Origin of the sequence: Arthrobacter woluwensis (genome assembly GCF_030816155.1) — a bacterium.
GTDB classification, from domain to species: domain Bacteria; phylum Actinomycetota; class Actinomycetes; order Actinomycetales; family Micrococcaceae; genus Arthrobacter_E; species Arthrobacter_E woluwensis_A.
Genome location: NZ_JAUSXR010000001.1, coordinates 2,866,335 through 2,881,240 on the forward strand (window position 1 = coordinate 2,866,335; position 14,906 = coordinate 2,881,240).

The window sequence follows — 14,906 nt, forward strand, 5'->3', positions numbered from 1 at the left end:
CTAGCCGCGGGCGGCCTCGGTGCTGCGGGCTGCCGGAAGCTCCGGGGCGTCTCCGAAGTCGTGGATGGGGAGCCGTTCCCCGCCCCGCAGCGCCGACTGGTGGGCCACGATGCCCGGCAGCGTGAAGCGGGCGGCCGTCCAGGCGTTCACGGGCGGCAGCGTGCCGGCGGCCACGGCGGTCACGAAGTCGTCCACCAGGAAGGCGTGGCTCCCCTCGTGCCCGCTCGGCAAGGCGCGGAGCTCCGCGGGGAGCCGGGACGGATCGTGGACGGGGGCGAGGCCCGAGACGAAGGCGTCGCGGAGGGAGGGGTCGACGTCGGCGAGGGACGGGTCATCAAGCGGGATGCTGGGCAGGGTGCTGATCTGCTCACTCACATCGGTGAAGCCCTCCTTGTCCTGCCACACGGCCGTCTCGACGAGCTGCTCGAAGCTGCCCTCGGTGCCGAAGTACCGGAACCGGCTCTCGCGCAGATGAGACGGGTAGCCCACGCGACGGAATTCATTGATGCGGATGCTCCCGCCGCCGTCCATCTCGAACAGGGCCGTGGCGTTGGAGAAGTCATTGTCGAACATGCTGATCTCTCGGTCGAAGACGCCGTCGCCACGGTCGTCCCGGACGCCGATGCAGCTCACGCTCGTCACATGGCCCCCGATGCCGCCGAGGACGCCGCCCAGGGAGTGCGTCGGGTAGAGCATGGGCGGGTAGCTGGCGGTCTTCTGCCACTCCTCCCCGCCGCTGTACTGGTAGGCGGCGTAGAAACCGAGGTCCATGTCGTGAACGTAGTCGCCTTCGGCATAGAAGATCCGGCCGAACGCGCCTTCGGCCTTGCGGTCGCGCGCGTAGATCGTGGCGGGGTTGTAGTAGCTGGTCTCGCCCATCATGTAGGTCAGCCCGGTCTCGTGGACGGCCTCGATGATCGCGGCGATCTCCTCTTCGCTGATCGCCATCGGCACAGCGGAGTAGACGTGTTTGCCCGCCTTGAGGGCCTGGACCACCAGCGGCCCGTGGGTCCAGCGCTGCGTGAAGATCGCGACGGCGTCGACGTCGGAGGCCAGCATGTCCTCGAAGCTGGGGAAGGTGCCGGCCAGGTTCTGCCGGGCTGCCAGCGTCTCCGCCCGCTCGGCGAGCACATCGGTGACATAGACGTCCCGGACAAGGGGGTGCGCCTTGAAGAGTTTGGCGAACTGGCCGGAGAACTGGCCGGCGCCGACGATTCCGAGGGAGAACGGTGAGATCTGAGTCATGCGGAAGAGTCTCCCAGCACGATCTACTCGAGTCAATAGGTTCGAGATTCTTCCTGAAATGCTTGCGTTACATAGAAGTGACCCGTGTAGATTGTTGGCTCAGGCCTCCCGTTGAACCCCGCCAATCCGTGCCACGGAGGCCGTTGTGCCGACGCGACACCCAGATCGATTCTGAATCTTTATGTTTGCGAAGGTTTCTTCTTGTTCACTTTTGTTCCATTGACTGCTAGTGTGGCGCACATCACAGGCAATGGGTTCTTGAAGGAGAAAAAATGCCACAGCCTCAGATGCCGGCCGGCAGCGTAGTCGCCCCGCGTCGCACCGTTCTCAAATCCTTCGCTCTCGGCGCGGCCGGCCTCGCCGGCGTTCCGCTGCTCGCGGCGTGCACCGGCGGCTCCGGCCCCTCCGGTGGCGGCTCCGCGGCCACCACGTTCACCCTGGGTTCGAGTCTTTCCGACGAGGTGCCGAAGAAGGCCCTTGCCGACACGCTCGCCGCCTTCCAGAAGAAGGCCGGCAAGTCCGCCACCATCAACACCGTTCCCCACAACGATTTCCAGAACAAGATCAACTCGTACCTGCAAGGGTCCCCGGACGACGCCTTCACCTGGTTCGCCGGCTACCGCATGCAGTACTACGCGGGCAAGGGACTTCTGGCGCCCATCGACGACGTCTGGTCCAAGATCGGGGGCAACTACTCGGACGCCCTCAAGAAGGCCTCCACCGGCCCCGACGGCAAGATGTACTTCATCCCGAACTACAACTATCCCTGGGGCTTCTTCTACCGGAAGAGCGTCTGGGCGGCCAAGGGCTACGAAGTCCCCACCACGTTCGACCAGCTCAAGACCCTGTGCGCCAAGATGAAGAGCGACGGCATCATCCCGATCGGCTTCGCCGACAAGGACGGCTGGCCGGCGATGGGCACCTTCGACTACCTGAACCTGCGGCTCAACGGCTACCAGTTCCATGTGGATCTCTGCGCCCACAAGGAATCGTGGGACCAGAAGAAGGTCAGCGACGTCTTCGACACCTGGAAGGCCCTTCTGCCCTACCAGGATCCGGGCGCACTCGGCCAGACCTGGCAGGACGCCGCCAAGGCTCTCGCAGGCCAGAAGACCGGTATGTACCTGCTCGGTTCCTTCGTGACGCAGCAGTTCACCGATCCAGCCGTGCTCAAGGACATCGACTTCTTCCCGTTCCCCGAAGTGGCGGTCGAAGGCCAGGAGGCAGTGGAGGCTCCGATCGACGGGTTCCTGCTGTCCAAGAAGGGCGGCGACAACCAGGCGGCCAAGGACTTCCTGGAATTCATGGGCGCCCCGGAGGGCCAGGACGCCTACTACAAGGGCGACCCCTCCAACATTCAGACCGCGAAGGGCTCCGATCAGAGCAGCTTCACCGCCCTGAACAAGAAGTGCGCGGACGTCATCGGCCAGGCGAAGTCCATCACGCAGTTCTTCGACCGCGACGCCCTCCCGGCGATGGCCAACAACGTCATGATCCCGGCGCTCCAGGCCTTCCTCAAGGACGGCACCGTCGACGTCAAGAATCTCGAGTCCCAGGCCAAGGCCCTTTACTCGGCCCAGTAGCCCGGACCCACCCGGTGGCCGGGGCGCTCTCCAGGACGCCCCGGTCACCGCTGCAAGGAGACCCCCATGACCACCTCTTCCACCGCCTCCCGGACGGGCGGCGGCCCCGCACCCCGGAAGGGCCCGGGCCGGAAGCGCCCGGGCCGCGTCCGCCGGCTCAGCAGACGCGATGTGCTCGTCCTGAGCGCCATGGTCGCCATCCCGACCCTCATCCAACTGGTCTTCGTCTGGCTGCCGACCCTCTTCTCCATCGGGCTCAGCTTCATCAAATGGAACGGCCTGGACTTCGCGGACATGAAACCCGCGGGCGTGGACAATTACCGCTTCATCCTGCAGGACTATCCGCCCTTCTGGCCCGCCATCCAGCACAACGTCCTCTGGCTCGTGTTCCTGGCCGTCATCGCCACCCCGATCGGCCTGCTCCTCGCGGTCCTGCTGGACCAGAACATCCGCGGGACCCGGATTTACCAGAGCATCTTCTTCGGGCCTGTCATGCTCTCGCTCGCGCTGGTCGGCATCATCTGGCAGCTCTTCTACCAGCGGGACAACGGCCTGCTGAACTTCCTCCTCGGCACCGCGGGGACCCCGCAGGCGGTCGACTGGTTCGGGGACTCCTCGGTCAACATCTGGGCCGCGCTGATCGCCGCCACCTGGCGCCACGCCGGCTACGTCATGCTGCTCTATTTAGCCGGTCTCAAGGGCGTGGACCCCACGCTCCGTGAGGCGGCCGCCATCGACGGCGCGAACAGCTTCCAGACCTTCTTCCGCGTGGTGTTCCCGGCGATGAAGCCCGTGAACATCGTGATCGTGGTCATCACCATCATCGAATCCCTCCGCGCGTTCGACGTCGTCTACGTGATCAACCGCGGCACGAACGGCCTGGAGCTCCTCTCTGCGCTGGTCATCCAGAACCTGGTCGGCGAAGGACAGGTCCTCGGGGTCGGGTCGGCACTGGCCACTGTCCTCCTGGTGGTCTCCCTCGTCCCGATCGTCTTCTATCTCACCCGCACCTTCGGAAAGGACAGCAGATCGTGAGCAGCACCACCGCACCCCGCACCCGCAGCGCCGGGCGACAGGCCGGCGTCGCCGTCGCGCACGACGCCGTGCAGCGGGGCTCCAAGCGCAAGCGCCACTATGGGACGCACCTCTTCCTCGTGGTGATGGCCGTGATGTGGCTGGTGCCGCTCGGCTGGGCGCTGTACACCGCCCTCCGGCCGAGCTGGGCGACCAATCAGTACGGGTACTTCAGCGTCCAGGGCCCTTTCAACTTCGACAACTTCGTGCAGGCGTGGACCCAGGGCGGGTTCTCCAAGTACTTCTGGAACTCGGTGATCATCACGGTGCCGGCCGTGCTCCTGACGCTGTTCCTCGCCTCGCTCATGGCGTTCGCCGTCAGTCGTGTGAACTGGAAGTTCAACATCACCCTGCTGATCATGTTCACCGCCGGCAACTTGCTGCCGCCCCAGGTGCTCGCCGCACCGCTGTTCCTGATGATGAAGCACTTCCAGGTGCCGTACGCCGTCAGCGACTCCGGCAACATGCTCAACACCTACTTCTCCGTGATCGCCGTGAACACGGCCTTCCAGATCGGCTTCTGCACCTTCGTCCTGTCGAACTACATGAAGGCGCTCTCCCCCGACCTCACGGAGGCGGCGCTCGTGGACGGGGCCGGACTGTGGCGGCAGTACTGGGAGATCATCATGCCGCTCTGCCGTCCGGCCTTCGCCGCGCTCGGCACCCTGGAAGTCATCTTCATCTACAACGACTTCTTCTGGCCGCTGCTCTTCATCCAGAACGGCGACCGGCTTCCGGTCACGACGGCGATCAACAACCTCCAAGGCCAGTTCTTCAACGACTACAACCTCCTGGCGGCCGGTGCGGTGATCACGGTGATCCCCACCCTGGTCATCTACCTCCTGCTGCAACGGCAGTTCGTCGCGGGCCTCACCCTCGGGTCCAGCAAGGGGTGAGCCGCGCCGTCAGCCCCGCTCCGACACCGCAGCACTAGACTTCATCCAGACACAGGAGACGATCATGAGGAGCGAGTCGCACATGCTGCAAGCCGCCCGGCATCAGGCCATCCTGGAGATGGTTCAGAAGGAACGCATCGTCAAGGTCTCCGATCTCGCCGACGCCCTCAAAGTCTCCGCCATGACGGTCCGCCGTGACATCGAAGCCCTCAGCGACACGGGCCTGCTGGAGCGGATCCACGGCGGCGCCAAGATCCTGGGCGACGCCGGAACCCACGAACCGGGTTTCGAACTGAAGTCCACGCAGTTCACGGCGGAGAAGCAGGCCATCGCGGCCGTCGCCGCGGGCTCCGTCTCCGAGGGCATGGCGGTCGGGCTCAGCGCCGGGACCACCACCTGGGCGCTCGCCCAGGAACTGGTCAAGGGTCCGGCGATCACGGTGGTCACCAACTCCATCCGCACCGCGGAGATCTTCTACCGCTCCACCGTGGTCAACCCGAAGACCGAAGTCATCCTCATCGGCGGCCAGCGCACGGCGTCGGACGCCCTCGTGGGGCCGGTCGCCACCCAGGCCCTGAAGAGCATGAACCTGGATGTCACCTTCCTCGGCGTGCACGGCATGGATCCGCAGGCCGGATTCAGCACGCCGAACGTCCTGGAGGCCGAGACGGACCGCGCGTTCCTGGCGTCCAGCCGCAAACTCGTCGTGGTGGCCGACCACTCCAAATGGGGCATCCAGGGCATCAGCAGCATCGCGGCCCTCGAGGACGCGGATGAGCTCGTGACCGACCCCGGGCTGGGACAGAAGGCTCAGGCGATCCTCGCCGAAAGCGTCCGCCGTCTCCGCATCGCACCCCTCGCGCCGGCTTCCTGAACTGAGCTGACCAGATGCGCCGGCCCGGACGCCGCGAGATAACAGATGACGCCCTGAAACACTCGTTTTCGGGGCGTCACCTGTGACTTCGCGAGCGACTTCCCGGGAGGCTGAGGAGTAGGGTGAAAACATGACCGAGTCCGCAGCCGACACCCCCGTCCGCAAGACCATCCTGGTTCTCAACGGCCCCAATCTGAACCTTCTGGGCACCCGCGAGCCGGAGAAGTACGGGCAGGCCACGCTAGCCGACGTCGAGTACCTCTGCGAGACGGCCGCGGCACGGCATGGCCTGGAAATCCGGGCGTTCCAGTCGAACCACGAGGGCGCCCTGGTGGACGCGATCCACGAGGCCCGGCATGACGCGCTCGGCATCGTGATCAACGCGGGCGCCTACACGCACACGTCCGTCGCGCTGCGGGACGCGATCTCCGCCGTCGCGCTCCCCGCCGTCGAGGTGCACATCACCAACGTCCACCGGCGCGAGGAATTCCGGCACCACTCGTACCTCTCCGGGGTGTGTGAGGCGGTCATCGCCGGCGCGGGCGTGCTGGGTTACCGTTTCGCCATCGACTACCTGGCCGAGCGGGACGCCTGAGCTGAGGGGCGTCGACGGCGGCGCGACCGGCCGTCGCACGGGCCGCGGGGCTATCATTCCCAGGTGACCCTCCTCGACTCCGCGCTGCACGCCGTCTCCACCTGGAAGCCCCTGTCGCCTTCCGAGGAGGCGGAACAGGCCGAATTCCTGGCGGCCCTGGATCAGGGCGCCGACGTGCTGTCCCGGCGTCCCCTGCCGTCACATCTGACGGCCAGCGCCTTCATCGTCGACGCCGAGCACGACCACGTCCTGCTGGTGTTCCACGGCAAAGGCAAGTTCTGGGTGCAGCCCGGCGGGCACCTGGAGAGCGAGGACGCCGGCATCCTGGAGGCGGCCCTCCGCGAGGCCACGGAGGAGACCGGGCTCCGGCCCGAGCAGCTGAGCGGACTCCGAGTCGTGGACCTGGACCATCACCAGCTGTCCGGGGCATTCGGGCACTGCCGGTCCCACCTGGATGTCGGCGTCGCGATGATCACGGACGGCACGCCCGAACCCACCTCGAGCGAGGAGTCCGAGGACGTGCGGTGGTTCCCCGTCAACGACCTCCCCGAGGACGCCGTGCACGGCTTGGGTTCCCGGCTCGCGGACGTTCTGGAGCGCCTGCGTCAGGTTTGAGGAATTGCCGCTACTTGGTGGTGCACTGGCCCGGGGACACCGGAACGTCCAGGCTCGGGGCCCGCGTCGCGACAGGCTTGAGTCCATCCATGGTGATGGCGAAACCGACCCCGCTGCTGGCGCTGGCCTTCGCGAAGACCACACCGGCCACCTGACCGTCGGGGCTCAGCAGCGGTCCGCCCGAGTTGCCCGGCTGGACGTCTCCGGCGATCTGGTAGACGTCACCCATGACGTGGTTCTTCCCGTAGATGTCCGGGATCTCCACCTGGGAGATGCCCTGCACGCGAGCGGGCTTCGCCTGGAACGGCCCGCCGTGCGGGTACCCCTCGAAGGCGGCTTCACTGCCCGTCGGCAGGTTGGTCCGCAGCGGCAGGGGGTGAGCCGTCAGGCCGTTGACCGCCAGCACCGCGAGGTCCCGCTGCGGATCGAAGTACACCACGCGGGCCGCCAGGGCGGAACCGTCCGGGGACTCCACCACGGGTTCGCTGACACCGGCCACCACGTGGGCGTTCGTCACGACACGCTCGGAGGACACGACGAATCCGGTGCCCGTCTGGTTCTGCCCGCACTGGAACGCCGTGCCGGTGATCTTGAGGACCGACTGTGCGGCGTTCTTCAGTTCCGGCGTGTCCGCGGAGCCCACCGGAGCGGGTCCGGTCAGGAGCGGCGCGGCGCTGTCGATGATCTTGGGGATCCCCTCGCCCATGAGGCTCGACCGCAGCTGGGCCATGGCGCCCTGCACGGGGGCGGGGGTGGCGCCGTCGATGAACCTGATGACCCGCGAACCCGCCACCTGCTGGGAGATGACCGGAACACCCATCGAGTTGAGGCCGAAGGAGAGCAGGGACATGACCAAGGCCGTCATGACCACGCTGGCCGCGGCCCCTGCGAGCCGGTCCAGGCCCCGCAGGGAGCGGACTGCACGCGCCGAGCGGATCCGGTGGCCCACCGAGGCGCCCAGGCTGTTGCCGAGGACCACGAGCACGACGGCGGTCACCACCACGGCGGTCAGGCGCCACTTCGCGTCGCTCACGAGCGAGCTGACCAGCGGCATGGCGAAGAACGCCGCCACCGCGCCGAGCGCGAAGCCGACGATCCCGCCGACGGTGACCAGGAAACCGTTCCGGAAGCCGTAGATGGCGTACGAGATGAGCGTCACCAGCAGAACCAGGTCCAGTACGGTCAACCCGAACACGGTGTTCCTTCCAGTCACGACGAATCCTTGCGTCCGCCATGCTACTGAGCACGCCTGACATTTTGCCGTGAAAGACTGGTCTTCACGGCCCCTGCCCGGCACGGGCGCCGGTGCGCGCCGCGCATCGGACGGCATTTTCTGAAAGAATGTGCTCAGCGTCAATTTTCAGAGGAGATTACATGGACATCGAGGTACTGCGCCGGGCACCGCTTTTCGCCACATTGGATGACGACGCCTTCCGCCTGCTCACGGACGAGCTGAGCGAGGTGGACCTCTCCCGTGGTGCGTCCGTCTTCCGGGAAGGCGACCAGGGCGATCAGCTCTACTTCATCGTCTCCGGCAAGGTGAAGCTCGGCCGCACGTCCGCGGATGGCCGCGAATCCCTGCTGGCCATCCTCGGCCCGGGTGAGCTCTTCGGCGAGATGGCCCTGTTCGACCCGAGCCCCCGCACGGCGACCGCCACGGCCGTCTCCGAGACCCGCCTGGCCGGTCTGAAGAACGAGAGCCTCAACGCTCTCCTCCGCACGCGCCCCGAGGTCTCCGCCCAGCTGCTCCAGGCGCTGGCCCGCCGTCTGCGCCGCACCAATGACTCGCTGTCCGACCTGGTGTTCTCCGACGTCCCCGGCCGCGTGGCCAAGGCGCTGCTGGACCTGGCCGACCGCTTCGGCCGTCCCGCCACGGACGGCATCCTGGTGGCTCACGAGCTCACCCAGGAAGAGCTGGCCCAGCTGGTCGGCGCGTCCCGCGAGACCGTGAACAAGGCCCTGGCCGAGTTCGTGCAGCGCGGCTGGCTGCGCCTGGAGGCACGCGCCGTCGTGATCCTGGACATGCAGCGTCTCCGCCAGCGCTCCCGCTGAGCACACCCGCTGACGAAGTAGGCCCGGCACCCCGCGAGGGGTGCCGGGCCTTTCGTGTTTCCCAGCTGCTGTGGTTCCGGGCCGGCCCGGTCAGGACGACGGCGGGACCACGGGAAGCGCGGTCGTCGCCGGCGGGCTGGGCGGCACGACCTCGAGCTTGAGATCGCCGTCCACCTCCACGAGCGTGGGCTGGTAGACGTGCGTCTTGCGCTTGTGACTCAGGTACGCGACGCAGCCCTTGGCCGTGCCGAGCTTCTCGAGGATGATCTCCGTGCCGGGCACCATGAGCTGCCCCAGCGTCCTGCCCCGGGTGTTCTCCTGGCTGATCTCATCACCCAGCGAGGTCCCCGTGCGGTCGCTCAGGAGCTTGGGGGCGCAGACCCAGCGGCCCCAGACGCCCTTGCTCCCTAGCAGTCGGGGCTCCTGACCCAGCGGAAGCGTCGCCGCGAAGTAGCGGGTGTTGAACCGCCGGTGGGCGAAGTCGGGGCTGAGCCAGTTGACCAGCGGCTTCAGGAGGTCCGTGCGGAGCGAGAGCCCGCGACGGTCCAGGACGTCCGCCAGGGTCTTGTCCTGTGCGGCCACGGCTTCCCGCGCCGCCATCCACTCCTGCGGGTTGGTCACCGCGACCGTGCTCCCGGCGTCGGGGCCGGCCAGCAGGACACCCGTCTCCTCGAACAGTTCCCGGATCGCTGCCACGACGTGACGGCGGGCCAGCGCGGGGTCCTCGATGCCGAGGGCGTCAGCCCACTGCGCCGGTGACGGGCCGATCCAGGGCATGGGGTCGTCGTCGTGCTCCTCGACGGAGCCGCCCGGGAAGGAGACCACGCCGAGCGGCGAGGATCCGCTCCGGTACGCGAGCCAGGTGGACATGCCGTCCGGCGTGTCCTTGATCAGGACGACGCTGGAGGCATAGCGGGGAGCCGCGGGTGTGCGCTCTCCGTGTTCGAGCCAGCTGCGTGCGGCGTTCTCGAACTGGACGGGCAGCTCGAAGAGCCGCTTTGCTGCTTGGGGCACTGCTTCGGCCTATCTGACAGGATTCAGGCGAACTCGGCGATGAGTTCGACCTCGACGGGGGCGTCCAGCGGGAGGACCGCGACGCCGACGGCGGAACGGGCGTGCTGCCCCTTCTCACCGAAGATCTCGCCCAGGAGCTCGGACGCGCCGTTGATGACGCCGGGCTGGCCGGTGAAATCGGGGGTGGACGCCACGAAACCGACGACCTTCACGATCCGGGTGACCCGGTCCAGGTTGCCGATGACGCTCTTGACGGCCGCCAGCGCGTTGATGATGCTCGTGGCCGCGAGTTCCTTGGCGCGCTCGGGGGTCACGGTGCCCTCGGCGCCATCCGCGGAGACCTTTCCGGTCGCTGGGAGTTTGCCTTCAATAAAGGGGAGCTGACCTGCGGTGTAGACGTGGGCGCCGCTGACCATGGCCGGCACGTAGGCCGCCACCGGCGCGGCGACCTCCGGGAGGCTCAGTCCGAGCTCCGCCAAGCGGGCCTCGATCGCGCTGTTCTCAGCATTGACGTGGGACGACATGCTCAGGCCTTCTCCCTCTTCAGATAGGCGACCAGGCCGTTGCCGTCGGGTCCGGGGACCACCTGGACGAGTTCCCAGCCATCGTCGCCCCAGGTGTCCAGGATCTGCTTCGTGGCGTGGATGATCAGTGGTACGGTCGCGTACTCCCATTTGCTCATGGGGTCAAGCGTAATGGCTCCGGTTAGACTGGAGAACATGGCTCAAGCGAAGAATCCGCTATTCGACACTGCCACGGTCTTGGGGAAGATCGTGGCATTTCTGGGCGTCAGTGCTCTCTGCGGGGTCCTGGTGGCAGGACTCCTGGTCCCTGCCGCCGCGGTGACCGGCAGTGCGGCGAGTGGCTCCGTCCAGTTCTTTGAGGACCTTCCCGGAGAATTGACGGTCGCTCCCCCGGGGCAAGCGACCCGTGTCCTGGCGGCCGACGGCTCCCAGATCGCGACGATCTTCGCTGAGAACCGGACCCGTGTGGCGCTCAAGGACATCTCCCCGTTCGTCAAGGACGGGATCGTCGCCATTGAGGACAGCCGCTTCTACGAGCACGGCGGCGTGGACCCCACCGGCATCGCACGTGCCCTGGTCGCCACGGCCAAAGGCGGACGCCAGGGTGCCTCTACCATCACGCAGCAGTACGTCAACAACGTCATCAACGAATCCCTCGTCGCCGAGGGCCGTTCCGATGAGGTGAAACTGAACGGCACCTCGAGCAAGACGGTCGGCGTGAAGCTCCGTGAGATGAAGCTCGCCATCGCGCTCGAGAAGAAGATGTCCAAGGACCAGATCCTCGAGGGCTACCTCAACATCGTCTTCTTCAACGCGAACGCCTATGGCATCGAGGCCGCGGCACGGTACTTCTTCTCCACGTCCGCGAAGAATCTGACGCTGCCCCAGGCCGCGATGCTGGCCGGCGTGGTCAACAACCCGTCGGCCTACGACCCGGTGACCAATCCGGAGAACGCCAAGATGCGCCGCGATCTGGTCCTGAACGCCATGCTGAAGAACGGCAAGATCACCCAGAAGCAGCACGACGACGCAGTCAAGACCCCGGTCACCACGAAGGTCACCGTGCCTCGTCAGGGCTGCCAGTACGCCGCCACGGCCCCGTACTTCTGCGACTACGTGCAGCACCTCATCCTGAACAACCCGGCCTACGGTGACACCCCTCAGGACCGCCTGAACCTGCTGCAGCGCGGCGGTCTGACCATCAAGACCACCCTGGACCCGCGGCTCCAGAAGCCCGCCCAGGTGCAGGTGGACGCTTCCGCCGGACCCGAGAACACGGACAAGTGGGGCGCGTCCCTCATCACCGTCCAGCCGGGAACGGGCAAGATCCTGACGATGGCGCAGAACAGCCGGGTGGTCAAGACACCGGGCATCCCCATGGTCACCGACTACAACTTCAACGTGGACCGGGCCGATGCGAACGGGAACTCACTCGGGGGCATCGGCGGTTTCCAGCCCGGTTCAACCCTGAAACCGGTCACTCTGGCCGCCTGGCTGAACGAGGGCAAACGCACCGATGAATACGTCGATTCGACGCGGCGTGTTTACCCCATCGACTTCCCCTGGAAGACGACGTGTAAGCCGGTGGAGGGCGCGTTCGACCCGTCCATCCCGGGCTCCCAGGAACTCCAGAACGCCACGGACGGCAACTACCGTCGCATGACGGTCCGCGAGGGCATCACCCTCTCCGTGAACACCGCGACGTTCGCCTCCGCCGCCGCTCTGGACGACTTCTGCGACATCCAGCGGATGGCCGACGCCCTGCAGATGCACACCGGTGACGGCAAGAGCAAGCTCGGTCTGAACACCCTCGGCAACCTGCTCGGTGGCAACAACGTCGCCCCGCTGACCATGGCGAGCGCGTTCTCCACCTTCGCCAACAACGGGACCTTCTGCGAGCCGATCGCGATCGACTCCGTGGTGGACGCCCAGGGCAAGAAGTACCCGGCCCAGACCTCCAGCTGCAAGGAGGTCATCAAGCCGGATGTCGCGAAGACCGTCACGAACGTGCTGCAGGACGTGATGAGCAAGGGCTCGGGTGTCCTGATCCCGGAGAAGGTCCAGGCTCCGATTGCGGGCAAGACCGGTACCAACAACACGAACAGCCAGACCTGGGTTCTCGCGTACACCAAGGGCCTGGTCACCGCTTCGTACTTCGGGCAGGTCTACGGCGATCCGAACCAGTTCGTGGGTCAGAACATTCGCGTGAACGGCCAGTACTACGACTCCATCGACGGCGCGTACATCGCCGGTCCTCAGATGGCGCGCTACATGCAGCAGGCGGCCGGGCTCTACGACACGGGCGAGTTCGACCCGGCACCCGATTCCCTCCTGGGCACCTCCTACGTCCCGCCGCCCGTCCAGCCCGAGACCCCGGCCACGAACACGCCGGAGGACAAGAAGCCCACGGACACCAAGCCGACCAGTGGCAACACCGGAGGCGGCGGGAACAACGGCGGTGGCAACAACAACGGCAAGCCCAACCCCAAGAAGACGCCGTGACCATGGGTGACCCAACGACCGGGCAGCTGAACGCTGCCGCGTCGCTTGCAGGCCGCGTCCGGGAAACCGGGCGCGGCCTCGCCGCAACCGCAGCGAAGACGGCCGTGCTGGCCGGCGTTGCGGGCGCTGCGGGCCTGGCGTATGGCTCCTGGGAGAAGAATCAGTTCGGCGTCCGCCGCGAGGAACTGGCTATCCTCCCCGAGGGCAGCGAGCCGTTCCGCATCCTCCACCTGAGCGACATCCATTTCATTCCGGGCCAGCGCAAGAAGGCCGACTGGCTGCGCTCCCTCGACGAGCTCCATCCCGATCTGGTGGTCAACACCGGCGACAACCTGAGCCATCGGGACGCCATCGATCCGCTGCTGGACGCTCTGAAACCACTCCTGAACCGGCCCGGCGTCTTCGTTCCCGGCTCAAACGACTACTACGCGCCCCGACTGAAGAGCCCTCTGGCTTACTTCGCGGGCCCGTCCCGCCAGCGCAAGGAACCGGTCGCACTCGACTGGCCGCGCCTGCGCGCCGGGTTCGGCATGTCCGGGTGGGTCGATCTGACCAACCGCAACCAGTCTCTGGTGTTCAACCGGATGCGGTTCGACTTCTCCGGCATGGACGATCCGCACATCGAGCGGGAGAAGTTCACCGGCTGGCCCCAGGGCATCACCGCCGGGGCGGCCCCGTCGCTGCGCATCGGCGTCGTGCACGCCCCGTATCAGCGGGCGCTGGACACACTCACCGAAGCCGGCGCCGAATTGATCCTCTCCGGCCACACCCACGGCGGCCAGGTCTGCATCCCCGGCTACGGCGCGCTCGTCTCCAACTGCGATCTGCCCACCTGGCGGGCCCGCGGCCTGCACGATTGGGAGACCAACGGACACACGACGCCGGTCAACGTCTCCGCAGGAATCGGCACCTCCCGCTTCGCGCCGTACCGCATCGCCTGCCGTCCGGAGGCCGTGGTGCTGGAGCTGACGGCGCGCGAGGGCTGACCCGCCGCCACGGTTGCGTGCTCAGTAGTTGCGGGTTCCGCGCCCCGGGACCCGCAACTACTGAGCACGCAACCAGCCGGACCGGCTAGAGTCCACCCCATGGGGGACACACAAGAAATCACGGCGCCGGCCTTCTCATCTACGGCCGGCACAGTATCAACGGCCGGCACCGCTCGCGCGACACCGGCCGCCCTCTGGCTCTTCACTGTCCTGGCCGCGATCTTCCTGTGGTTCCCCGTGTCCGGCATCGGCGGCGGACTGGCCTCCGTGCCGCACACCGGCAGAGGGTGCGACGCCGGCTCCGGGCCGATCTGCGGGAACCAGGCCGAGGCGCTGTGGGCTTCTGTCATGTTCGCCGCAGTCATCGTGGTGCTGTATCTCGGCGCCGTGGTGATCGTCGCCGTCGAGCATCGCGGGCGGACCAGGAGCCTCCGCGCCTGGCCGCCGCTTCTGGCCTTGGCGGGCTACGTCGCGGCACTGTTCCTGGGTTCCTACCTGCTCGGCCGCTCATGACGCACACGCTCACGGCCGCGAAGATCTCGCCCGCCTGGGGAAAGCAGAACCTGATCCTGCTGTGGTCCCTGTCCGCTTTCGCCGTGGTCCTGCTCGTGGCGCCGGCGATCGGCACCGGGACCCTGCTCGCCCAGATCCCCCATACCAACCGCGGTTGCACGGCGGACGACGGTCCGATCTGCGGCGATCAAGCGTTCCTTCTGCAGTTGTCCTCGGTGTCCGCTCTCATCCTGCTGTCCTTGTACGCCTACGGAATGCTCATCCTCAAGGTCGGATCGAGGGAACAGGGCTCGTGGAGGCCGATGTTGTCCGCGGGGCTGGCCGTGCTCGGCTGTGCCCTCCTGGTGCTGGCGATCGCGTACGCCGTGGAACTCAACCGTCCGCCCGCCGTGCTGCCGCCGGGCCTCTGACCGGTCCTGACCACGGGTCCTGA

Annotated in this window: 16 protein-coding genes; 11 read left to right on the plus strand and 5 right to left on the minus strand. The window is 66.9% G+C overall.

The annotated features are described in order from the left end of the window. The gene (locus QFZ52_RS13095; protein ID WP_307498030.1) at nt 1–1,245 is read right to left on the minus strand and encodes a Gfo/Idh/MocA family protein; all 1,245 of its coding nucleotides are present in this window, start codon (nt 1,243–1,245) and stop codon (nt 1–3) included. Nucleotides 1,246–1,517: 272 nt separating this feature from the next. On the opposite strand from QFZ52_RS13095, the gene QFZ52_RS13100 reads away from it, so the two are divergent. From QFZ52_RS13100 to QFZ52_RS13125, 6 genes are all read left to right on the plus strand, one after another. Then, entirely contained in the window at nt 1,518–2,828 is a 1,311-nt protein-coding gene (locus QFZ52_RS13100) for an ABC transporter substrate-binding protein (protein WP_307498031.1), read from the plus strand. Nucleotides 2,829–2,894: 66 nt separating this feature from the next. Next, entirely contained in the window at nt 2,895–3,863 is a 969-nt protein-coding gene (locus QFZ52_RS13105; protein ID WP_307498032.1) for a carbohydrate ABC transporter permease, read from the plus strand. Further along, a complete protein-coding gene (locus QFZ52_RS13110; RefSeq protein ID WP_307498034.1) occupies nt 3,860–4,798 on the plus strand; it encodes a carbohydrate ABC transporter permease in 939 nt (312 codons plus the stop codon). Before QFZ52_RS13105 ends, QFZ52_RS13110 begins: the two co-directional genes overlap by 4 nt. Before the next feature lie 82 nt (nt 4,799–4,880). Next, nucleotides 4,881–5,672: a DeoR/GlpR family DNA-binding transcription regulator gene (locus QFZ52_RS13115; RefSeq protein ID WP_307498716.1), complete on the plus strand. Its 792-nt coding sequence runs from the start codon at nt 4,881–4,883 to the stop codon at nt 5,670–5,672. A gap of 130 nt (nt 5,673–5,802) precedes the next feature. Continuing rightward, on the plus strand, nt 5,803–6,267 hold the full coding sequence (gene aroQ / locus QFZ52_RS13120; protein ID WP_307498035.1) for a type II 3-dehydroquinate dehydratase: 465 nt from the start codon (nt 5,803–5,805) through the stop codon (nt 6,265–6,267). A 63-nt stretch (nt 6,268–6,330) separates the two neighbouring features. Continuing rightward, nucleotides 6,331–6,882 carry an NUDIX hydrolase gene (locus QFZ52_RS13125; protein ID WP_307498036.1) on the plus strand — a complete coding sequence of 184 codons (552 nt, stop codon included), beginning with the start codon at nt 6,331–6,333 and terminating at the stop codon, nt 6,880–6,882. Between the two features lie 10 nt (nt 6,883–6,892). On the opposite strand, the gene QFZ52_RS13130 is transcribed toward QFZ52_RS13125, so the two are convergent. Further along, complete coding sequence (locus tag QFZ52_RS13130; RefSeq protein ID WP_307498717.1) at nt 6,893–8,077, minus strand: MarP family serine protease; 1,185 nt, start codon at nt 8,075–8,077, stop codon at nt 6,893–6,895. 179 nt (nt 8,078–8,256) lie between these two features. Here QFZ52_RS13130 and QFZ52_RS13135 point away from each other — a divergent pair, with 179 nt between their 5' ends. Continuing rightward, nucleotides 8,257–8,934 (plus strand): Crp/Fnr family transcriptional regulator, encoded by a 678-nt coding sequence (locus QFZ52_RS13135; protein WP_066215953.1) that lies wholly within the window; start codon nt 8,257–8,259, stop codon nt 8,932–8,934. A 90-nt stretch (nt 8,935–9,024) separates the two neighbouring features. Here QFZ52_RS13135 and QFZ52_RS13140 read toward each other — a convergent pair whose 3' ends face one another. From QFZ52_RS13140 to QFZ52_RS13150, 3 genes are read right to left on the minus strand one after another with little or no spacing between them, the layout of a single operon-like run. Further along, the gene (locus tag QFZ52_RS13140; protein WP_307498037.1) at nt 9,025–9,948 is read right to left on the minus strand and encodes an NUDIX hydrolase; all 924 of its coding nucleotides are present in this window, start codon (nt 9,946–9,948) and stop codon (nt 9,025–9,027) included. 23 nt (nt 9,949–9,971) lie between these two features. Beyond that, nucleotides 9,972–10,472 carry a RidA family protein gene (locus QFZ52_RS13145; protein WP_278267336.1) on the minus strand — a complete coding sequence of 167 codons (501 nt, stop codon included), beginning with the start codon at nt 10,470–10,472 and terminating at the stop codon, nt 9,972–9,974. A 2-nt stretch (nt 10,473–10,474) separates the two neighbouring features. Next, entirely contained in the window at nt 10,475–10,630 is a 156-nt protein-coding gene (locus tag QFZ52_RS13150) for a DUF4177 domain-containing protein (protein WP_169795532.1), read from the minus strand. A 37-nt stretch (nt 10,631–10,667) separates the two neighbouring features. Here QFZ52_RS13150 and QFZ52_RS13155 point away from each other — a divergent pair, with 37 nt between their 5' ends. The 4 genes from QFZ52_RS13155 (at nt 10,668) to QFZ52_RS13170 (ending at nt 14,883) form a co-directional block, all read left to right on the plus strand. Continuing rightward, nucleotides 10,668–12,974 carry a transglycosylase domain-containing protein gene (locus tag QFZ52_RS13155; RefSeq protein ID WP_307498038.1) on the plus strand — a complete coding sequence of 769 codons (2,307 nt, stop codon included), beginning with the start codon at nt 10,668–10,670 and terminating at the stop codon, nt 12,972–12,974. A 2-nt stretch (nt 12,975–12,976) separates the two neighbouring features. Then, entirely contained in the window at nt 12,977–13,960 is a 984-nt protein-coding gene (locus QFZ52_RS13160; protein ID WP_307498039.1) for a metallophosphoesterase, read from the plus strand. A 99-nt stretch (nt 13,961–14,059) separates the two neighbouring features. After that, entirely contained in the window at nt 14,060–14,473 is a 414-nt protein-coding gene (locus QFZ52_RS13165; protein WP_307498040.1) for a hypothetical protein, read from the plus strand. Next, entirely contained in the window at nt 14,470–14,883 is a 414-nt protein-coding gene (locus QFZ52_RS13170; RefSeq protein WP_307498042.1) for a hypothetical protein, read from the plus strand. The genes QFZ52_RS13165 and QFZ52_RS13170 overlap by 4 nt, the downstream gene beginning before the upstream one ends. Nucleotides 14,884–14,906 lie beyond the last annotated feature (23 nt).